This window comes from Methylobacterium sp. E-066, from assembly GCF_022829635.1.
Taxonomy (GTDB): Bacteria; Pseudomonadota; Alphaproteobacteria; order Rhizobiales; family Beijerinckiaceae; genus Methylobacterium.
Genome location: NZ_JAKSYO010000214.1, coordinates 102919 through 121284 on the forward strand (window position 1 = coordinate 102919; position 18366 = coordinate 121284).

Annotated in this window: 21 protein-coding genes; 9 read left to right on the forward strand and 12 right to left on the reverse strand. The window is 68.9% G+C overall.

All coding sequences use genetic code 11. From position 1 onward, the window contains the following. Positions 1 to 135: 135 nt before the first annotated feature. Both MKL20_RS32090 and MKL20_RS32095 read left to right on the forward strand, forming a co-directional pair. The gene (locus MKL20_RS32090) at positions 136 to 786 is read left to right on the forward strand and encodes an HdeD family acid-resistance protein (RefSeq protein WP_244040076.1); all 651 of its coding nucleotides are present in this window, start codon (positions 136 to 138) and stop codon (positions 784 to 786) included. Between the two features lie 145 nt (positions 787 to 931). After that, a complete protein-coding gene (locus MKL20_RS32095; RefSeq protein ID WP_244040077.1) occupies positions 932 to 3382 on the forward strand; it encodes a PBP1A family penicillin-binding protein in 2451 nt (816 codons plus the stop codon). Between the two features lie 63 nt (positions 3383 to 3445). On the opposite strand, the gene MKL20_RS32100 is transcribed toward MKL20_RS32095, so the two are convergent. Together MKL20_RS32100 and MKL20_RS32105 are read right to left on the reverse strand one after the other, a co-directional pair. Continuing rightward, on the reverse strand, positions 3446 to 3805 hold the full coding sequence (locus MKL20_RS32100; protein WP_243969143.1) for a hypothetical protein: 360 nt from the start codon (positions 3803 to 3805) through the stop codon (positions 3446 to 3448). Positions 3806 to 4271: 466 nt separating this feature from the next. Continuing rightward, positions 4272 to 4694 carry a DUF1810 domain-containing protein gene (locus tag MKL20_RS32105; RefSeq protein WP_244040078.1) on the reverse strand — a complete coding sequence of 141 codons (423 nt, stop codon included), beginning with the start codon at positions 4692 to 4694 and terminating at the stop codon, positions 4272 to 4274. A gap of 92 nt (positions 4695 to 4786) precedes the next feature. Between MKL20_RS32105 and MKL20_RS32110 the strand changes: the two genes are divergently transcribed. Then, on the forward strand, positions 4787 to 5026 hold the full coding sequence (locus MKL20_RS32110) for an alpha/beta fold hydrolase (RefSeq protein ID WP_244040079.1): 240 nt from the start codon (positions 4787 to 4789) through the stop codon (positions 5024 to 5026). A gap of 42 nt (positions 5027 to 5068) precedes the next feature. Here the strand turns inward: MKL20_RS32110 and MKL20_RS32115 are convergent, their stop codons facing one another. The 8 genes from MKL20_RS32115 to MKL20_RS32150 all read right to left on the reverse strand — a co-directional run bounded on the left by MKL20_RS32115 (position 5069) and on the right by MKL20_RS32150 (position 12231). Continuing rightward, a complete protein-coding gene (locus MKL20_RS32115) occupies positions 5069 to 5410 on the reverse strand; it encodes a hypothetical protein (RefSeq protein ID WP_244040080.1) in 342 nt (113 codons plus the stop codon). Between the two features lie 298 nt (positions 5411 to 5708). After that, complete coding sequence (locus MKL20_RS32120; RefSeq protein WP_243969199.1) at positions 5709 to 6122, reverse strand: EF-hand domain-containing protein; 414 nt, start codon at positions 6120 to 6122, stop codon at positions 5709 to 5711. Between the two features lie 177 nt (positions 6123 to 6299). Next, a complete protein-coding gene (locus tag MKL20_RS32125) occupies positions 6300 to 6551 on the reverse strand; it encodes a hypothetical protein (protein ID WP_244040081.1) in 252 nt (83 codons plus the stop codon). 101 nt (positions 6552 to 6652) lie between these two features. Then, the gene (locus MKL20_RS32130) at positions 6653 to 8272 is read right to left on the reverse strand and encodes an ABC transporter substrate-binding protein (protein WP_244040124.1); all 1620 of its coding nucleotides are present in this window, start codon (positions 8270 to 8272) and stop codon (positions 6653 to 6655) included. Between the two features lie 128 nt (positions 8273 to 8400). Further along, entirely contained in the window at positions 8401 to 9462 is a 1062-nt protein-coding gene (locus tag MKL20_RS32135) for an MBL fold metallo-hydrolase (protein WP_244040082.1), read from the reverse strand. Between the two features lie 76 nt (positions 9463 to 9538). After that, positions 9539 to 9775 (reverse strand): DUF6894 family protein, encoded by a 237-nt coding sequence (locus MKL20_RS32140; RefSeq protein WP_243969154.1) that lies wholly within the window; start codon positions 9773 to 9775, stop codon positions 9539 to 9541. 105 nt (positions 9776 to 9880) lie between these two features. Beyond that, a complete protein-coding gene (locus MKL20_RS32145) occupies positions 9881 to 10906 on the reverse strand; it encodes an aromatic ring-hydroxylating oxygenase subunit alpha (RefSeq protein WP_244040125.1) in 1026 nt (341 codons plus the stop codon). A 683-nt stretch (positions 10907 to 11589) separates the two neighbouring features. Then, positions 11590 to 12231: an ATPase gene (locus MKL20_RS32150; protein WP_244040083.1), complete on the reverse strand. Its 642-nt coding sequence runs from the start codon at positions 12229 to 12231 to the stop codon at positions 11590 to 11592. 296 nt (positions 12232 to 12527) lie between these two features. Between MKL20_RS32150 and MKL20_RS32155 the strand changes: the two genes are divergently transcribed. From MKL20_RS32155 to rimM, 5 genes are read left to right on the forward strand one after another with little or no spacing between them, the layout of a single operon-like run. Beyond that, positions 12528 to 12770: a glutathione S-transferase gene (locus tag MKL20_RS32155; protein WP_244040084.1), complete on the forward strand. Its 243-nt coding sequence runs from the start codon at positions 12528 to 12530 to the stop codon at positions 12768 to 12770. A gap of 17 nt (positions 12771 to 12787) precedes the next feature. After that, on the forward strand, positions 12788 to 14350 hold the full coding sequence (gene ffh, locus MKL20_RS32160; RefSeq protein ID WP_243969161.1) for a signal recognition particle protein: 1563 nt from the start codon (positions 12788 to 12790) through the stop codon (positions 14348 to 14350). Further along, positions 14347 to 14682 carry a chorismate mutase gene (locus MKL20_RS32165; RefSeq protein WP_092036445.1) on the forward strand — a complete coding sequence of 112 codons (336 nt, stop codon included), beginning with the start codon at positions 14347 to 14349 and terminating at the stop codon, positions 14680 to 14682. The genes ffh and MKL20_RS32165 overlap by 4 nt, the downstream gene beginning before the upstream one ends. Before the next feature lie 4 nt (positions 14683 to 14686). Next, on the forward strand, positions 14687 to 15049 hold the full coding sequence (rpsP, locus tag MKL20_RS32170; RefSeq protein ID WP_147896965.1) for a 30S ribosomal protein S16: 363 nt from the start codon (positions 14687 to 14689) through the stop codon (positions 15047 to 15049). 12 nt (positions 15050 to 15061) lie between these two features. Beyond that, entirely contained in the window at positions 15062 to 15757 is a 696-nt protein-coding gene (gene rimM, locus MKL20_RS32175) for a ribosome maturation factor RimM (protein WP_244040085.1), read from the forward strand. 51 nt (positions 15758 to 15808) lie between these two features. On the opposite strand, the gene MKL20_RS32180 is transcribed toward rimM, so the two are convergent. Beyond that, positions 15809 to 16729 (reverse strand): LysR family transcriptional regulator, encoded by a 921-nt coding sequence (locus MKL20_RS32180; protein WP_244040086.1) that lies wholly within the window; start codon positions 16727 to 16729, stop codon positions 15809 to 15811. Positions 16730 to 16821: 92 nt separating this feature from the next. On the opposite strand from MKL20_RS32180, the gene MKL20_RS32185 reads away from it, so the two are divergent. Further along, on the forward strand, positions 16822 to 17628 hold the full coding sequence (locus MKL20_RS32185; RefSeq protein ID WP_244040087.1) for an NAD(P)H-dependent oxidoreductase: 807 nt from the start codon (positions 16822 to 16824) through the stop codon (positions 17626 to 17628). Between the two features lie 18 nt (positions 17629 to 17646). Here the strand turns inward: MKL20_RS32185 and MKL20_RS32190 are convergent, their stop codons facing one another. Continuing rightward, entirely contained in the window at positions 17647 to 18354 is a 708-nt protein-coding gene (locus MKL20_RS32190) for a class I SAM-dependent methyltransferase (protein ID WP_409568222.1), read from the reverse strand. Positions 18355 to 18366 lie beyond the last annotated feature (12 nt).

The window sequence follows — 18366 nt, forward strand, 5'->3', positions numbered from 1 at the left end:
CCTCGGTCAGCAAAAGTCGCCGGCCGCACCAAGGTTCCGCCCGAGACACGGGCGTGTTCAGGAACGCTTGTCGCAGTGCAGCGTTCTGCGGGCGAAAGGGCCGGGCACGCGCCCGGCGCGTTTCGGAGTTCCGCCATGACCAGCACCCCGTCCCCGACACCGCAGGGCTCAGGCTTCGGTTCGACCGCGACGTCGCCCTCCGGCATCCCGCTCACCGGAACCGCCCGGCTCGACGCGATGAGCGCGTCCCTCGCCCGCAACTGGTGGCTCATCGCCCTGCGCGGCGTGATCGCGATCCTGTTCGGCATCGTCGCTTTCGCGGCGCCGGAGGCTTTCGTGCTGTCGCTGGTGCTCTTGTTTGCCGCCTACACGCTGGTCGACGGCATCTTCGCCATCGTCGGCGCGGTGCGGGCCGCGCAGCGGCACGAGCGCTGGGGCTTCCTGCTTCTCGAAGGCATCGTCGACATCATCGTTGCCGTCGCCGCCGTGCTGGTGCCGGGGGCCGCGGTCTGGGCGTTCGTGCTGCTGCTCGCCGCCTGGGCGCTCGTGACCGGCGGCCTGATGATCGCCGCCGCCTTCCGGCTGCATCTCCATTACGGGCGCTGGTGGCTCGGGCTCGGCGGCCTCGTCTCGATCCTGTTCGGCATCGCGCTGATCCTGGAGCCGGGCATGTCCGCCCTGGTCCTGACCTGGTGGATCGGCGCCTACAGCTTCGCGTTCGGCGTGCTCCTGCTGATCCTCGCCTTCCAGCTGCGCAGCCGGCACGGGGCCGCCGGAGCCGTGTGACCGGGCGGTGGGCTCGGCTGCGTGGCCCGCATCCCACGGTCGAGCCCCGAGATCGGCGTCATCCCTTTGTCGGTGGGACTTGCAGCCGAATGAGGCTTAGAACCTGCCGTCGACCGGAGAGGCCGGTCCCGGAACACGCATCGCGATGACGCCAGACGCGCCGGAGCGCGCCCCGACCGATCAGGGTTCCAGGTCCGACACGCCGGACCCGCGCAAAGCGGCCCGCGAGGCCGGACGCGCCGCCCGCGATCTTTTCCGCCATCTGTGGATCCTGATCGCGGCAGCCGGACGCAGCCTCCTGCGGCTCGGGCAGTCGGCATCCGGGCGCGCCGCCGGATTCCTCGCGCGCAGACGCGACAACAGGCAGCCCGTCGCGGCCGATCGGCGCGCGGGAGCGGACGCGGCGGTGCGCGCGCCTGTCGGAACCGGGCGCTTCGGCCGCCTGCGGCGCCGGCCCGCGCTGCTCGCTGTCGCCGCCGCGATCCTGCTGCCGGTCCTGGCGCTGGCGATCTACCTGCTCGCCGCCCTCCTGACCCTGCCGCCGCTCGGCGGAGCCGTCGTCGATACCGGCCAGCGGGCGATCACCGTCGAGGCCGATGACGGCCGGGTCTTCGCCACCCGGGGCAGCTTCCGCGGCCAGAAGCTCACCGCCGCCGACATGCCCAAGCATCTCTCTCAGGCGATCGTGGCGATCGAGGACCGGCGCTTCTACAGCCACTGGGGCATCGACCTGCGCGGCCTCGCCCGCGCTGCCTGGCGCAACGCTCTCGGCGGCGGCGTGCGCGAGGGCGGCTCGACGATCACGCAGCAATATGTCCGCCTGACCTCCCTCAACCAGGAGAAGACGCTCTGGCGCAAGGTCCAGGAGGCGTTCCTGGCGCTCCGGGTCGAGACCACGATGAGCAAGGACGAGATCCTGCTCGGCTATCTCGACGCCGCCTATTTCGGCGCCGGCGCCTACGGGGCGGACGCGGCGGCCCGGCGGTATTTCGGCAAGCCCGCCAAGGCCCTGACCATGCCTGAGGCCGCCATGCTGGCCGGTCTGGTGCGGGCGCCCTCGCAACTCGCTCCGACCCGCAACCTGGGCGGCGCCAAGGAGCGGGCCGACGTGGTGCTGCAGGCCATGGTCGAGACCGGCGCGATCACGCAAGCCGAGGCCGACGCGGCCCGCAAACAGAGCGTGACCCTGAAGTCGCCGCCCGAGGCGCCGCCCGGCACCAACTACTTCCTCGACATGATCGCCGGCGATGTGAAGCGTCTGGCCGGCACCGACGGCGACATGATCGTCCGCTCGACCCTCAATCTCGACCTGCAGAGCCTCGCCGAGGGCGTCGTCGCCCGTCGACTCGATAAGGACGGGGCCAAGCGCAAGGTCGGTCAGGCCGCCATGGTGGTGCTGTCGAAGGCCGGCGCGATCCTGGCGATGGTCGGCGGCCGGGATTACGAGGACAGCCAGTTCAACCGGGCAGTCCAGGCCAAGCGCCAGCCGGGCTCGCTGTTCAAGCTCCTGGTCTACCTGACGGCCTACGAGCAGGGCCTGACGCCTGAGACCGTGCTGGACGACCGTCCGGTGCGGATCGGCGACTGGGAGCCCGAGAACGACGATGGCCGCTATCGCGGGTCGGTGCCCCTGCGGACCGCATTCGCGCTCTCGATCAACACCGTGGCGGCCCAGCTCGGGCAGGAGGTCGGCATCCCGGCAGTGATCGCCACCGCGCGCAAGCTGGGGATCCAGTCCGAGCTGCCGAACGTGCCGAGCCTCGTCCTCGGCTCCGGCACGGTCAGCCTGCTGGAGATGACCCGCGCCTACGGCTCCGTGCTCTCCGGCCGTGTGCCGCTGGCGAGCTTCGGCATCCACGCGATCCGCGGTGCGGCTCCGCAGCCGCTCTACGTCCGGGCCGACCCGGCGCCGACCGCCCAGCTGGCGCAGGAGCCGCGCCAGATGATGCTCGAGTCGCTCCAGGCGGTGGTCGAGTCGGGCACCGGCCGGGCGGCGCGGGTGCCGGGCCAGATCATCGGCGGCAAGACCGGCACCAGCCAGGATTTCCGCGATGCCTGGTTCGTCGGCATGACCCCGGACCTCGTGGTCGGGGTCTGGATCGGCAACGACGACGACAGCCCGATGAACCGGATGTTCGGCGGCGAGATGCCGGCCGGCATCTTCCACGATTTCGTCCAGCGGGCCTCCGCGCAGCTCGCCAAGGGCAAACCGCGCCCCTCGGCGGAGCGGGCCGAGCCGGCGCCGGCCGCCGCACCGGTGCAGCCACCGACCCCGGTGGCATCCGCCGAGATTCGCGGCGTGCCCGAGGTGATCGATACCGGGACCCTGTCGCTGCGCGGGCGGACCGTGCATCTGCTCGGCGTCGCGGGTGAGCGCGGCCACCTCGCCCGCCAGCTCGCCAATTACCTGCGCCGCCGTGAGGTGGTCTGCAGCGTCTCCGAGGGGGCGAATGCCCGCTGCCGGATCGAGGGCGACGACCTCGCCGCCCTGATCCTCACGGCGGGCGGCGCGCGTGCCACGGAGGATGCCCCGCCCGACCTCCTCGGCGCCGAGGAGCAGGCCCGGGCCGAGCGCGTCGGGCTGTGGGGGCGGTGACGCGTTCGTAGGGCGGTCGCGTCCGCAACGATCGGCACCCCGACGCGCGACGCCGCTTGCGCCTCAGGAAGCGGGCTGGCGCTGGAACTGGATACCGCAATTCTTCTGGACCGAGGTTTGCTCCAGCGCCTCGATCTCTCCCTTCAGACGACTGAGCTCGGCGGTGTGCATGTTGTCGCCATCAATGAAGAACAGGGCAGGCCAGAACACGACGACTCCGACCGCCGTGACCACTTGGTCATCCGTGCGCTTCTTGTCTTGGATACCGGCGGCTTGCGAGGCCCTGACGGAGACCCGTGCCGATTCTTCGGCGATCTGCCGGCACGACAGGCTCGCATACTGGATCGGCGATACGTAGGTCGCGGCGACTTTATCCGACGACGACGCGCAAGCAGACAGGCCGCTCAAAGCAAGCAGCGCCAAGACAAATTTCGATGACACGGAAGTCCCCCTGGTTTCGAGGGCAACATACGCAGGGGCCAGAGCCGCGCTATGGCTCACACGCAACAGTCCATCCACATATACCTATCCATCACAATTTCTTTACTAGGAACATAATTTGGATTTCATGCACATTCACAGTTAATTCGATCAATAATTTCGACAAATTAAATTTCTATGCTTTGAGATGCGGCCGAAAATTTAAGTCCATCCCTAAAAAGCGCCTATCAGGATGAAGATCGGGGCCGGCGCGGCATCAGGCGTCAGACATCGGCAGGCTTTCAAGGACGTCCGTCGCGTCTCTGCTGATGGACGATACAGGCAGGTGAGTCGGCGCCTGCCCCCCCCGAACAAAGACCTCGATCGCATCGCCGACCGGCAGTGTAATCGCGCCATGTCGCATCGCGGTGCCGGGCATTCCCGATCACGGCTTGCCGCATCCTATAGCTCAGTCGAGCTTAGCCAGGGTCAACGGGTCGGGCTCACCGCCAAAGTACGTCGCCAGCGCCGCAGCGAAGCCCGGCTCCTCCGGGGCGGCGCGCGCGAACAGAGTCATGCTGGAGCGGAATTTCACGTCGTCGGGCGAGCCGAAGATCGCGTGCGCCGAGCGCCCGGTGACGCCGTTCACCGCCGCCGTGCAGGCGCGCAGGCGCGCGCCGAGCACCGGATGGTCGCAATAGGCCTGGGCCTCGCCGAGGGAACCGATCGCGTAACGCTGGGCCATCGGGCTCGCGCCCAGGCCGGCAATCTGCGGAAAGACGAACCACATCCAGTGGCTCCGCTTCTCTCCGGCCTGCAACTCGGCCAGCGCCCGTTCGTAGACGCTCTCCTGGGCCGCGACGAAACGGTCGAGATGATACGGTTCGGCCATGATCGCCCTCCGGTCTGCACGGCATCAACCCGATCGCGGGCATCCGGATGCGTGGCCGGCGCGCCGTGCCGGGAATAGGGAGGGATCCATCGATGCTCGACAGGCTCCTCGGCTTCATGATCGCGAACCCGGCGACGAGCCACGCCCTCACAGCCGGGCGCGACGATCCGTCGACGCCCCCGGCCATGGCGGAGGCGATCTGCGCCGGCATCGCGCAGGCCGAATTGCTGGTCCTCCCCCGAGCGGCGCACCTCCTGGCCGTCGAGCGTGCCGACGCGGCCGGCCGCTACCTCCGGGCCTTCCTCGATCGCATCGAAGCCGCCGGCGCCTGACGATCCGGGGGCCGACAGGCGCACGTCGCTGAGAAGGATATTCTAGTGGCAAGCAATGCCGGCATCGGCAGGCGACATGCCGCGTGCAAGCCGGCGCCCGACATGGAACAGAACCTTCTCGATCAGCGCCACGGTCATCGGGTCGCCATCGTGCTGGGCGAGGTGATAGGCGACGAGCAGGTTGTCGCTGATGTCGCCGAGCAGATCCGCGGAATCGCTGTGGATGTCCACGGATTGCGGCTCTGGGTCGGCCGCGGTTTCGCCGACCGGCTGGTCGCGTGCCACCTGCGAGACTTCGATGACCTGGCGTGCCGAATCGGTCATCGCCCGCATCTCCGCCAGCAATTCCAAGCCCTTGGCGTCTTCGGGCGTGTCGTTACGCATGGTCCGGTCCCCCAACCGGCACCAAACTGCACCTACAGGTTGCGGTCCGTCAACCGTCGACCTGCGCATCTTCGAGGCAGAAGGCGTCCGAAGCACAATTGTCGCAGGGTTATGCTGAAAATATTTCGATCGATAAAGTATTAAAGACGAATACTATACAATCTTAGGATGCAGAAACAAGCGACGCTACGTCCCGCCGGATCGCGCGACATTCGCCGCTGAACGCAAGAACGCCCCCGCGAAGACATTCGCGAGGGCGTCGGCATTTTCCGTGCGCGCGAGGAGCGCTAACGAAACGTTACTTGATCAGGGCGAGCAGCGCCTTGCCAGCCTTGGAGTTCAGCTCCTTGGCGTCGAGGGTGCCGTCACCGTCCGGATCGGCCGCCTTGAAGCGCGCGTCGACCGCAGCGAGGTACTCTTTCTTGTCGACGGTGCCGTCGTTGTCCGGATCGGCCTGCTTCAGGCCGGCCTTGCTCAGACGGCCCTTCAGCTCCTTGGCATCGAGGGTGCCGTCGGAATCCTTCTCCAGGCGATCGAAGGTCGCCGACGCGACAGCCTCGACTTCCTTGAGGTCGACGGTGCCGTCGTTGTCGGTGTCGATCATCTTGACGGCGCTGGCGCCGCTCACCGGCTTGGCCAGGGCGGCGGGGACGGCGAGACCGGTGACGGCGAACGCGACTACCGCGAAACCACTGATGAAACGACGTGTCATTGCCAAATGCTCCCGAAACATGATGCGCGATCTTCCTAGTCGCGCGCCGGCTTTGCCGCAAGTGCGAAATTGGCCGCGCAACGCACCCGTCCGGAAGGTCGAGATGAGAAAAAGGGGCCGGCGCATGCCGACCCCTCTCAATATCTTCAGGTCACGCCGTGCTGTCGGCAGACCAACTCAATAGCCGTAGCCGCGGCGAACGGCCGGACGGTCGTCATCGAAACGCTGGCGGCGATACATCCGGTCGTCGTCGTCGGCGCGGTCGCGATCCCGGCGATAGTCCTCGCGGCGGAAGTCGCGTTCCCGCTGGCCGCGGGAGCGCAGATCGACGCTGGGGCCGTCGGGTCCGATATCGATGCGCTGAGCCGAAGCGGGAACGACGGTCGCGAGGGAGGCGGCCAGGATGGCGCCGGCGAGCAGGGTCTTCATGGGACACTCCTTCGTGCGTTGGAGGCCCAACACAGTCTCGTGAGGATCGTTCCCGATTCGCCAAAGGCTTTTCCCGTCGCGCCGCAGGGATCTTGCCGGCCTCAGGCCAGGGTCGACAGGTCCTGAAACCAGTGCTGCGCCTGGACATAGTCCTTCACCCGCGGCGACAACGCGTGCGGATTGGTGTCGTGCACCACCCAGACTTGCACCGCGTCGTCGACGACGATCTCGTGGATGCGCGCGAGAAGCTTGTTCTGCTCATCCGGATCCAGGCTCGCCTTTACCTTGTCGCAGAGGGCATCGACGTCCGGGTTGCGGTAGTGGCTCCAGTTCACGCCCCCCGGTGCGATCTGCTTCGAATCGTAGAAGCGCAGGATCGCGTAGAACGGGTCGGAGGTAACGTAGGCGATGTTGCCGGCGGTGATGCCCTTGAGGCTCGGATCCGCCGCGCCCTGGCGCCAGGCCGTGTAGGCCACCTCCAGTTCCACCGTCTTGAACTCGACCTGGATGCCGATCTCGGCCCAGCTCTGCTGGACGAACTCGTTGATCGGCAGGGACAGCATCTGCCCGGTCCCGCCGGTGGGGATCATGATCGTGGTCTTCACCGGATTCTTCACCGAGAAGCCGGCCTCCTGCACGAGCTTGCGCGCCTGATCGACGTCGGTCTTGATCTGGAAGCTGGGCTTGCCGAACCACGGGCTCGACGTCTGCATCTGGCCGACCGCGGGTTGCGCGAGGCCGCCGAGCAACTGGACGACGCCCTCGCGGTCGATGGCGAGGTTGGCGGCCTTGCGCAGGCGCAGGTCCCGCCAGGGCGAACCCTCCAGCATCGACAGGTGGTAGTTCCAGACATGCGGCGTGTCGTTGCCGACGACGCGCATGCCGGACGCCTTCAGGCGCGGCACCGCGTCGGGGGCCGGCGCCTCGATCAGGTCGACATTGCCGGAGAGCAGCGCGTTCACCCGGGCGAGATCCTCGGGGACGCAGGTCAGCGTCAGCTTGGAGAGCTTCGGCACCCGCTTCGGGTTCCAGTAGCCGGCATTCGGCAGCAGCTCGAGGCGGACCCGGGGGACCAGCTGGCCCATCTTGAACGGGCCGGTGCCCGAGGGTTGGAACGCGAACTTGGCCCAGTCGCGCCCGACCGCCTCGTATTGCGCGGGCGAGGAGATCAGGAACCACAGCATCTGGTAGGGAAACAGGCTGTCGGGATTCTTGGTGGTCACCTGGACGGTCTTGGCGTCGAGCTTCCGGTAGCTCGCGACACCGGGCAGCCGCGGCCGGACCTGGGCGGCCTGCCGCTGGTCGAAATGCGGCGCCTCCTTGTTGAGGACCTTGTCGAAGTTCCAGATCACCGCATCGGCATCGAAGGCCGAGCCGTCATGGAACGCCACGCCCTCGCGCAGGTGGAAGATCCAGATCTTGGGATCGGCCTTGTCGACCTCCCAGGACGTGGCGAGGCCGGGGACCATCGTGCCCGGCCGGTCGGTGATATCGAGGTCCCAGGCGACCAGGGGATCGTACAGGGTCAGGCCGGTGAACTGGTAGCCGCCGGCGCCCCGGTCCGGCTGGCCGGTGGTGAGCGGCAGGTCGGTCATCGAGATGCCGTAGGTCAGGCTGCCGGCGGCCGCGCCCTGCGCGCCGGCCCGTCCCGCCGTACCCAGTGCCGCCAGGGCAGCGCCCCCGGCCATGAGCGCGCGGCGTGTCGGCTTGATCAGGTCCATCATGTCTCTCGGCAGAAGGGGACGCACCGCCGGTCAGCGCCCTCCTCCGTCGAGAAGTACCGCCGCGGGCCGCATACGGTATCTTGCATGCATCGTGCCCAACGCTGCGGCAGCCGGTATTCCGACCCTCAGCCCGCCCAGACCTGCCCGGGCCTCAGGGCCAGGAACCGCTCTGGAGCGAGGCCCTGCGCGTCCAGCGCCGCCGCCAGCGCCTCGACGGGCCGATCGATCCCCTCGTCGGTGAGCTGGAAGGTGCCCCAATGGTGGCCCAGCGCCTGCTCGGCTCCGAGGAGCGCGAACGCCTCCACGGCCTCGGCCGGGTTCACGTGCTGCGCCTGCATGAACCAGCGCGGCTCGTAGGCGCCGATCGGCAGGGTCGCCAGGCGTGGCGCCCCGAACCGGGCGCGGATGTCGCGAAACAGGCCGCCATCGCCGAACCCGGTATCGCCCACGTGGTAATGGACGCCCTGGGCCGAGGTGATCACGAAGGCGCACCACAACGCCATGCGCCGGTCCTGAACGCCGCGGGCGGACCAGTGGTTGGCCGGCACCAAGTGGACGGCCAGCCCGTCGCCGAGATCGACCGACTCGCCCCAGTCGCGGGTCTCGACATGCATCGTGTCGTCGTAGTTGCGCAGGATCGTATCGTTGCCGAGCGGCGCCACGATCAGCGGCTGATGCGCCTGCCAGATCCGGGCGAGGCTCGGCCCGTCGAGATGGTCGTAGTGGTTGTGGGTGATCAGCACGACGTCGATCGGCGGCAGGTCAGCGAACGCGATCCCCGGCGGATTGACCCGCTTCGGGCCGGCGAAGCGGACCGGGCTCGCCCGCTTGGCGAAGACCGGATCGATCAGGATGTTGCGGCCGGCGACCTGCACCAGATAGCTCGCATGCCCGATCAGCACGACGCGCAGCGATCCGCTGCGCTCGGGCGGCCGGTCGGCGGGAAAGGGGCTCGGGTAGCTCTTGGGCCAGGGCTCGCGCTGCCGCTTGGCCTGCCAGCGCAGCACGTCCGGCAGGGACTTGTCGGTAGCTTGGTCCGGCAAGAAGAACCGCAGCCCGTCGAAATGGTCGGATTTCGGCCCGCGATAATACGGGTTCTTGCCCCGCCGGTGGGCGGCATAGCCGACGCCGCCGAGCGTCATGACCGTGGCCGCACTCGCGACCGTGAGCAGGCTGCGCCGTTTCATGGTTGGGAGATGGCCGGCAAGGGGCCGTGGTCAAGCTCCCCCGGCCGCGACGGGGAGCCTCAGGGCTGTCCTCGCCTCACTCCACGGCCTCGGCGGCGAGCGACAGGCGCGCGCGAAACACCACCTTGCCGACCGCGTCGCGCACGCAGGCGACGTAATCCTGGCGCTCGACATCGGGCAGCATGTCGCGGGCGATCGCCGACATGATCCGGGTCACCTTGGCGCGCGCGGCCGGCAGGTCCGGCAGGTCGAAGCCGACCTCGTCGCGGACCGGCTGGGAACCGTCATGGAGATCGATGAAGTAGCGAGGCATCGGCGCGCAGCGTCTCGAGGGAGGTAATTCTCCAATAGGAGTGCGCAAATTGTGGTTAATGATGCGTTAATCGTCTCGAATAGTCGTCTATAACTGTCCTACAAATCAGGAGCGCCAGCGCAGTTCGCGCTGTTCCAGAGGGTTCACGAACGCGCGAGCGGCCCGGGCCGATTCCAGGGCCTCGCGCTTGAGCCGGAAATACCATTGCGAGGGCAGATCGCCCTGGCCGAACAGCACCATGGTCGGCTTGCGGTCGAGGCCGTCCTGTGCGTGCTGGAGCACCTGCTGGTCCTGGGTCAGGAACTGCCGCATCAGCGGCCGGGCGATGGGCTTGAGCAGGTTCAGCGCCGGCATGCTCCAGTAGAGGGCATTGGTGAGCAGCGTGCGGTCCGGCGTCAGCGGCGTCGCGAAGGTGTAGTTGGCCACGCGCTTCTCGCCGGCACGGATGCGCTCCAGGCGCACGCCGGGCAGGCGGAACTCGATCTCGACCTCGGGCACGCCGCCGAGCAGGCGGTAGACCGGCGAACTCGTCGTGGTGGCGTGGCTGGTCATGACGAAGCCGTGCGGCACCGGCTGAAACGTCTTCACCTTCTCGCGCAGCTGCTTCGAGGGGCGGAACCACCAGCTGTCATGCACGAAGGCGACGTGCCCGGGATCGACCAGGCTCAGGGTGGTGAGATCGTAGGAGGCCTCGACCACGAGCTCGACGACGAGAGACCCGGCCGGCTCGAAATCCAGCTTCGGCACTTCGGGCACCGCACCGGCCGCGGGGCCGAGATGCGGGTTCACCCACAGGAACCCGGCGCTCTCCTGAACGGGGAAGCGCTGGACTTGGATGCGGGAGAAATCGGCGGCATCGTGCTCGGACAGCGTCGGCACGTCGCGGCAGCGCCCGTCCGTGCCGAAGCGCCAGCCGTGGAACGGGCACATCAGCGTGTCGCCGTCGAAGCGCCCCTTCGACAGGGCCATGCCGCGGTGCGGACAGCGGTCGCGCAGCGCGAACGGCGTCCCGTCCGGGGCGCGGCCCAGCACGATCTGCTCGCCGTTCAGCTCCACGGCGCGAAGCCCGGTGCGGCCGAGGCTGCGGGACTGGCCGACGCAGTACCACGCATTGCCGAGCGGCTGACGCATGGCCTCGGGATCGAGGGCAGCGTCCTCGGGCGGACGCGGCAGGGACGTGACGGGCGCGTTCAAAGGGGGTTCGGGCTGACCTCGGTGCGCCCGTCATACGCCCGGCAGCCGGAGCGGGAAAGCACGGGTGCGGGCACGGGCACAGGGAGGACAAACGGGCGCAGCTGCGGGGCTTCACAAGCGGCCAGGAGCCACCTACCTTCGCTTCACCCGCAACGAACGAAAGGAGGTGATCCAGTGTCTCATTGTCATCAGCCGTCAGTCTCGGCTTACCGGACCTGGACCGTCGCCTCCGGCGCGTCGATCTAAGACGCGTCTGAGCCCCGATTTCGGGACAGTTCCGCCGGACATGACGGTTCGGCAATGGAAGGGCCACCCTCACGGGTGGCCCTTCGGCTTTTCAGGACATGTGTTTCGTACGCCGCCTCTCTTTTTGAAAGCTGCTCCCCACCTCGGGTTCAGGGGTCACACAGGTCTCAATTTCGAGCAGGCCATGCCGTCGCCCGTGAAAGGCGCAGGTCCCCTCTCCCGTGCGGGAGAGGGACAGGGTGAGGAGTGCGACCTCTCCGGAAAGACCTGATCCCTCACCCCGACCCTCTCCCGCACGGGAGAGGGGGCGCGTCCCGGTCTGCAACAATGATTGCGGCTCGACCTGTGCAGGCCACAGCCTTCGCGGTGAGGCTCTAACGCTTCGGAGCCTGGAACAGCGGCTGGGCCAGGGCCTCGGTCCGCGCCCGCCACAGGTCGCGCTCCTCGTGCAGGGCATCGCGCTCGGCCGCGATGGCGTGGCGCTCGACCCGCAGCGCGTCGCGCTCGGCGATGGCCCGGTCGCGCTCGATGCGCATGTGCTCGCGCTCCTGGCGGAACCGCTCGCGCTCGCTCCGGAATTCCTCGCGCTCGGCGCGGACCTCTTCCTGCTCGGCGCGCAGATCCTCGATCGAGCCGATCTCCTCGCGGATATGCTCGCGGAGCGCCCGCATCTCCTCGGCCAGGATCGCCTGCAGCTCGTCCTGGCGCTCGGCCTCCAGCCGGAGCTTGGCCTTGAGCATCATGTTCTCGGCCATCAGCTCGGACACGTCCGCATCCTCCGCGGCCGCGCCGACCCCGTCGGGCTGAGCCACCAGCCGGGGCGACCAGGCCGCCTCGGCACCGCGCGGCGCCTTGGTCTCCGACTTGGTTTCCTCCGGAGCCTCGTCCGGCCGATCGTGGCCGCGCAGCTCGGCCGGGCTGTGGGTCTTCATCGTCGCGAGCCAGTCCCGCAGGGGACCGGGGGCGATGCGGCTGCCGGTCTCGTGCGGCGGGAAGGTGCGGGCGGGTTCCGACATCGGCGGTCGTCCTGAACGGGTGCTGCCCGATCAGAGTCCCAACATGCTTAACGATCCGTAAAAGTTAATGGGCGGCTTCAACCCTGAGGTGGTTCGCAGCCGAGAAGACGGAAAATTGACTTTTCCGGCCGCCGCCGCTACCTCCCGCGCTTCCGATCCGTAGCAGATCGTCACGACACGAAGCCGACCGGCCCATGAGGCCGGAGGTCAACGCCCGACAGCGCGTCCGCGCCCTCGGGCGCGATCTGTGTTGGGCCGATCCGCTTCGCCGGGATCCGCCGGTCGAGGCTTATCGCATGACCCAAGACGCCGTGACCCGAGTCGCCGCGACTCAAGCCGCGTTGAACATCGCGGACGCGATCAACGAGACCTGCCCCTGGTCGGGCAAGCCGATCTCGGCCGACTCGCTGACGCTCTATAACGGCGCCGTGGTCGGCTTCTGCAACCCGGAGTGCCGGGACAAGTTCGCGAGCGCCGTGCGCAGCTTCGAGGCCGCCCTCCAGGCGCGCCGCGTCGAGCGCGCCGGGCTCGAACAGTAAGCGCGGGTCCGAAAACCATGTTCGAAGGCCTGTCCGACCGCCTCTCCGGCATCCTCTCGGGGCTCACCCGTCGGGGCGCCCTGACCGAAGCCGACGTCACCGCGGCGATGCGCGAGGTCCGCCGCGCCCTGTTGGAAGCCGACGTGGCCCTGGAGGTCGTGCGCGGCTTCACCGACCGGGTGAAGGAGAAGGCGGTCGGCGCCGTCGTGCTCAAGTCGGTCACCCCCGGCCAGATGGTCGTCAAGATTGTCAACGACGAGTTGGTGGCGATGCTCGGCACGGATGCCGAGGTGATCGACCTCAACGCCCCCGCCCCGGTGCCGATCCTGATGGTCGGCCTCCAGGGCTCGGGTAAGACCACCACCACCGCCAAGATCGCCCGGCGCTTGTCGGAGCGCGAGAAGCGGCGGGTGCTGCTCGCCTCCCTCGACACCCGCCGCCCGGCCGCCATGGAGCAGCTCGCGGTGCTGGCCAAGCAGGTCGGCGTGGAGAGCCTGCCGATCGTGGCCGGCCAGTCGGCGGTGCAGATCGCCAAGCGCGCCATGGAAGCCGCCCGGCTCGGCGGCTTCGACGTAGTGATGCTCGACACCGCCGGCCGCACCACGGTCGACGAGGCCCTGATGGTCGAGGCGGCCGAGGTGAAGGCCGCGACCCGTCCCCACGAGGTGCTGCTGGTCGCCGATGCGCTGACCGGCCAGGACGCGGTCAACACCGCCCGTGCCTTCGACGAGCGGCTCGGCGTCACCGGCATCGTGCTCACCCGCATGGACGGCGATTCCCGCGGCGGCGCGGCGCTGTCGATGCGCGCCGTCACCGGCAAGCCGATCAAGCTCGTCGGCACCGGCGAGAAGGTCGACGCGCTGGAGGAGTTCCATCCGTCCCGCGTCGCCAACCGCATCCTCGGCATGGGCGACATCGTCTCGCTGGTCGAGAAGGCCGCCGAGACCATCGACCACGAGCAGGCGCTCCGCACCGCGGAGAAGATGCGCAAGGGCAAGTTCGATCTCGAAGACTTGTCCATGCAGCTCGCCCAGATGGAGAAGATGGGCGGCATCGGCGGCCTGATGGGCATGCTGCCCGGCATGGGCGCGATCAAGAAGCAGGTCGAAGGCGCCAACCTCGACGAGAAGATGTTCAAGCGCCAGCGCGCGATCATCTCGTCGATGACCGCGCAGGAGCGCAAGAACCCGGACCTGCTGAAGAACTCCCGCAAGAAGCGCATCGCTGCGGGCTCGGGCGTCGACGTCTCGGAGATCAACAAGCTCCTGAAGATGCACCGGACCATGGCCGACATGATGAAGGCGATGGGCTCGGGCAAGCGCGGCATCGGGCAGGCGCTCGGCTCGATGTTCGGGCTCGGTGGCGGCGGGATGGGCGGCGGCATGCCCGGCCTGCCCCCCGGCATGCCCGAGCCGACGCCCGAGCAGATCGCCGCGATGGAAAAACAGTTCGGCGGCAAGCTGCCGCCGATGCCGCCGGGCCTGGGCGGCGGCGGGATGCCCAAGATGCCGGGACTTCCCGGCCTCGGCGGTCCGAAGCTGCCCGGCCTCGGCGGCTTCATGCCGGGGAAGAAGAAATGAGCGTGCTGGCGGCCCAGGCGGTCGATCCCGAACTCGCGCGCCTGCGTGACAGCATCGACAACTTCGATGCGGCGCTGATCCATCTGCTCGCCGAGCGCTTCCGCTGCACGCAGCGGGTCGGCGAGCTCAAGGCCCGAAAGGGGATCCCCCCTTCCGATCCGGACCGGGAGGCGCGTCAGGTCGCCCGGCTCCGCAAGCTCGCGGTCGAGGCCAAGCTCGACCCCGATTTCGCCGAGAAGTTTTTGGCCTTCGTGGTCAAGGAAGTCATCCGGCACCACCAGACGATCGCAGCGACGCACGAGTCGGCGATCGACACCGAGAGAAAGTCGTAAACCAATGGCCCTGAAGATCCGTCTCACGCGCGGTGGCGCCAAGAAGCGTCCGTACTACCGCATCGTCGTCGCCGACGCCCGCGCTCCCCGCGACGGCCGCTTCATCGACAAGGTCGGCGCCTACGACCCGATGAAGCCCAAGGACGATCCGGCCCGGATCCAACTCGACGCCGAGAAGATCCAGGGCTGGCTCGCCAAGGGCGCGCAGCCGACCGACCGGGTCCTGCGCTTCCTCGACCAGGCCGGCCTCGCCAAGCGCCCGACCCGCAACAACCCGCAGAAGGCCGAGCCCGGCGAGAAGGCCAAGGAGCGCGCGACCAAGCGCGCCGAGAAGGCCGCCGCGCCCGCCGAGGACGCCGCCGCGTAAGGCGCCTGCGCCATGGCGCGCCGCCCCGCAGGTTCATTCTCCCGCGACGGCGGTCGCCGCGGCCGCGCCGGCACGGCGATCGGTGCCATCGCGCCCGAGGCCGCGACATCGCCCAAGGCGCCGGCCCCGAAGCCGGCGGCGCCGCCCGTGCCGCCCGACCCGAACCTCGTCCTCCTGGGCGAGTTCGGGCGCGCGCACGGGCTCAACGGCGAGATCCGGCTCAAATCCTACACCGGCGATCCCCTGGCGATCGCCGGCTACGGCCCGCTCCTGACTTCGGACGGGCGCACGTTGACCTTGTCCGGGGTGCGGACCGCCCCCGGCTCGTCCCCCGACATGCTGATCGCGCGGGTGAAGGATATCGGCGGCCGAAACGCCGCGGAGGCGCTCAACCGGGTCGCATTGTTCATCCCCCGCGACCGCCTGGCGGATCCCGAGGATGACGACGAGGTCTATGCCGCCGACCTGATCGGCACCACCGCGGTGGACGAGGCCGGCACCGTGATCGGCACGGTCGTCGCGGTGCCGAATTTCGGCGGCGGCGACCTCCTCGAACTCCGCCCCGCCGCGGGCGGCGCGACGGCGCTGCTGCCCTTCACCAAGGCGTTCGTGCCGGTCCTGGATCTCCCGCAGCGGCGTGTGACCGTGGTGCTGCCGGAGGATTTCTTCGCGCCGGTGGGCGAGAAGCCCGCCGACGATCCGGGCTGAAGTTTTTCGGGGCTGCTCGGAAAACGGCCCGACCCGTGATCGACGGCTCGGTCAGGGCCTGTCGATGCCCGGAAGCTTTGCCAGCGCGGCCGCCAGCGCGTCGACCACCAGTCGGACGCGCCGGATGCGAATACGGCCGGGCACGACCAGGATCGAGAGCGGGACGGGCTCGGGCGCGTAGTCTGGCAGAATGTGTTCGATCGCGCCCGATTCTAGCAGATCGTCGACGAGCCAGACATGGGCGGCCGCGATCCCCCGGCCCTGAGCCATTGCCTCACGCGCGGCCAGACCGTGATCGATCAGCAGGCGACCGCCGAACGGGACGCGGGATGTCGCGCCGTCCGGTCCCTGAAGGATCAGCGTCTCGCTGCCGGCGATGTTGCTCATGCGGATCGTCAGATGCCGCGACAGGTCGTCGAGATTCTGCGGCCGGCCATGCTCCGCGAGATAGCCGCGCGATGCCACCAGGATCCGGCGCGACCGACCGACCGCTTTGCGCTGCAGGCTGCTCTCCGCCAGCGGACCGAGCCGGATCGCGACATCCGTCGCCTCGCGCACGAGATCGATCCGCTCATCGGTCAGGCTGAGATCGACGCTGATCCCCGGATAGCCGTCCTGGAAGGCGAAAAGCGCCCGGCAGACATGGCGCACGCCGAGGGCCGCGGTGCAGGACACACGCACCGTGCCGGTCAAGCCGCCGCCCGCGTTCCGGACGCCATCGGTCGCCTCGTCCACCAGCCGCAGGATGGTGTGGGCCTCCGCGTGGAAGCGCCGTCCCTCGTCGGTCAGGGTCACGCGCCGCGTGGTCCGGTTCAGCAGGCTCGCGCCGAGGGCGGTTTCCAGCTCGGCCACGTGCCGGCTGACGGTCGATTGCCCGACGCCCTCCTCCCGCGCCACCGCGGACAGGCTGCCGCGCTCGACCACGCGGACGAAGCTGCGCATCCGCTCCAGCGTGACGCCCGATCTATCCATCCAGCGGAACAATCCTATCCCGCCCTGCCATCTACCGGATGGGAGAGCGGCCGCCTAGCTTCGCGGCGCCTCTTGCCCAGCGAGCCCGCACCATGAAGATCCTCGTCGTCTCAGCCCATCCCGATCCGGCATCGCTGACGAACGCACTGCGTGACGTGGCGTTGGGCCAGTTGCAGGCGGACGGGCACGAAGTTCGTATCACCGACCTCTACGTTGAGGGCTGGAAGAGTCATGTCGATCGGGCCGACTTCCCGGCCCTGCCGGACGCTGCGCGCCTGCGCGTGCCGGCCGCTTCCAGCGAGGCGTTCGCCACCGGAACCCTGACCGACGACGTGATCGCCGAGCAGGCCAAGCTCGTCTGGGCGGATGCCCTGATCCTGGTCTTCCCGCTCTGGTGGTTCTCGATGCCGGCGATCCTGAAAGGCTGGATCGACCGGGTCTACGCCTACGGGTTCGCCTACGGCGTCGGCGAGCACAGCGAGACCCGCTGGGGTGACCGCTACGGCGAGGGGACGCTCGCCGGCAAGCGCGCGATGCTCGTGGTGACGGCCGGCGGCTGGGAGGCGCATTACGGCCCCCGGGGGATCAACGGGGCGATCGACGACCTGCTGTTCCCGATCCAGCACGGCGTGCTGTTCTACCCGGGCTACGCCGTGCTCCCGCCCTTCGTCGTGTATCGGGCCGACAGCATGGGCGAGAGCAGCTTCGCGGCCGAAGCGGAGAGCCTAAGGGCTCGGATGCGGACCCTGTTCAGCACGGCCCCCCTCCCGTTCCGGCGGCAGAATGGCGGCGATTACGCGATCCCCTCCATGGAGTTACGGCCCGATCTCGCTCCGCATCTCACCAGTTTCGCGGTCCATCTGGACACGGCGCAACAGGGTATCGGCCCGACACCCTGAAAGCGCGCTCCGAACCGGTCAGCGCGGCGTCGCGGCATCCCGGCACGAGCGGATCGTCTCCGGGCGCGGTCGGTCCTCCGGCGCGGGCGCCGCGAACACCGCCAGATAGGCGCCGCCGCTCAAGGTTTGGAACCCGGTCTCGCGGTAGCCGGCGGCGGCGAGTTCGCAGCGCAGCAGCGCCGGCGGGGTGCCGTGGCGCGAGGGGATGTCGTCGGCATCGACGATGCCGACCCGGCCGCCCGGGCGCATCGCCGGGGCGAGGTTGTGCAGCAAGCCGAAGGGCTGCGCGATCTCATGGTACATGTGCACGAGGATCGCGGCATCGACGGAGGCCGGGGGCAGACGCGGATCATGGGCCTCGCCCCGCACCACCGTGACGTTGCCGAGCCCCTTCACCCGACGCTCAAGGCTCGCCAGGTAGGCCGGAGTCACATCCTCGGCCAGGACCTTGCCGCCCGGCCCGACCCGGGGACTGAGCCGCACCACGTAATAGCCGCTGCCGGCGCCGATATCGGCCACCGTCTCGCCGGAGGCGATGCCCATCCCGCGGGCGACCTGATCGAACTCGCCGGCTCTGTCGCGCTCGGCCTCCGAGGACCATTGCGGCGCCACGATCTCGGCTACCGGCCGGTCGGGCTTCGGGAATGCCCCAGCGGGGGCGCCGGAAGGCGCCAGCGGACCTGTCGCGAGGGCCGGTCCCGCCAGCGCGACGGAGAGGAGGAGCATGATCCAGATCAT

What these genes read in the sequence shown, in the direction of transcription:
- MKL20_RS32180 (WP_244040086.1), bottom strand. Translation starts at nt 16,729, where the DNA reads ATGGATAGATCGGGCGTCACGCTGGAGCGGATGCGCAGCTTCGTCCGC.
- MKL20_RS32190 (WP_409568222.1), bottom strand. Translation starts at nt 18,354, where the DNA reads ATGCTCCTCCTCTCCGTCGCGCTGGCGGGACCGGCCCTCGCGACAGGT.
- MKL20_RS32155 (WP_244040084.1), top strand. Translation starts at nt 12,528, where the DNA reads ATGACCCAAGACGCCGTGACCCGAGTCGCCGCGACTCAAGCCGCGTTG.
- MKL20_RS32105 (WP_244040078.1), bottom strand. Translation starts at nt 4,694, where the DNA reads ATGGCCGAACCGTATCATCTCGACCGTTTCGTCGCGGCCCAGGAGAGC.
- MKL20_RS32120 (WP_243969199.1), bottom strand. Translation starts at nt 6,122, where the DNA reads ATGACACGTCGTTTCATCAGTGGTTTCGCGGTAGTCGCGTTCGCCGTC.
- MKL20_RS32115 (WP_244040080.1), bottom strand. Translation starts at nt 5,410, where the DNA reads ATGCGTAACGACACGCCCGAAGACGCCAAGGGCTTGGAATTGCTGGCG.
- MKL20_RS32150 (WP_244040083.1), bottom strand. Translation starts at nt 12,231, where the DNA reads ATGTCGGAACCCGCCCGCACCTTCCCGCCGCACGAGACCGGCAGCCGC.
- MKL20_RS32110 (WP_244040079.1), top strand. Translation starts at nt 4,787, where the DNA reads ATGCTCGACAGGCTCCTCGGCTTCATGATCGCGAACCCGGCGACGAGC.
- MKL20_RS32095 (WP_244040077.1), top strand. Translation starts at nt 932, where the DNA reads ATGACGCCAGACGCGCCGGAGCGCGCCCCGACCGATCAGGGTTCCAGG.
- MKL20_RS32125 (WP_244040081.1), bottom strand. Translation starts at nt 6,551, where the DNA reads ATGAAGACCCTGCTCGCCGGCGCCATCCTGGCCGCCTCCCTCGCGACC.
- MKL20_RS32185 (WP_244040087.1), top strand. Translation starts at nt 16,822, where the DNA reads ATGAAGATCCTCGTCGTCTCAGCCCATCCCGATCCGGCATCGCTGACG.
- MKL20_RS32145 (WP_244040125.1), bottom strand. Translation starts at nt 10,906, where the DNA reads ATGCGTCAGCCGCTCGGCAATGCGTGGTACTGCGTCGGCCAGTCCCGC.
- MKL20_RS32165 (WP_092036445.1), top strand. Translation starts at nt 14,347, where the DNA reads ATGAGCGTGCTGGCGGCCCAGGCGGTCGATCCCGAACTCGCGCGCCTG.
- MKL20_RS32130 (WP_244040124.1), bottom strand. Translation starts at nt 8,272, where the DNA reads ATGGACCTGATCAAGCCGACACGCCGCGCGCTCATGGCCGGGGGCGCT.
- rimM (WP_244040085.1), top strand. Translation starts at nt 15,062, where the DNA reads ATGGCGCGCCGCCCCGCAGGTTCATTCTCCCGCGACGGCGGTCGCCGC.
- MKL20_RS32135 (WP_244040082.1), bottom strand. Translation starts at nt 9,462, where the DNA reads ATGAAACGGCGCAGCCTGCTCACGGTCGCGAGTGCGGCCACGGTCATG.
- MKL20_RS32090 (WP_244040076.1), top strand. Translation starts at nt 136, where the DNA reads ATGACCAGCACCCCGTCCCCGACACCGCAGGGCTCAGGCTTCGGTTCG.
- MKL20_RS32140 (WP_243969154.1), bottom strand. Translation starts at nt 9,775, where the DNA reads ATGCCTCGCTACTTCATCGATCTCCATGACGGTTCCCAGCCGGTCCGC.
- rpsP (WP_147896965.1), top strand. Translation starts at nt 14,687, where the DNA reads ATGGCCCTGAAGATCCGTCTCACGCGCGGTGGCGCCAAGAAGCGTCCG.
- ffh (WP_243969161.1), top strand. Translation starts at nt 12,788, where the DNA reads ATGTTCGAAGGCCTGTCCGACCGCCTCTCCGGCATCCTCTCGGGGCTC.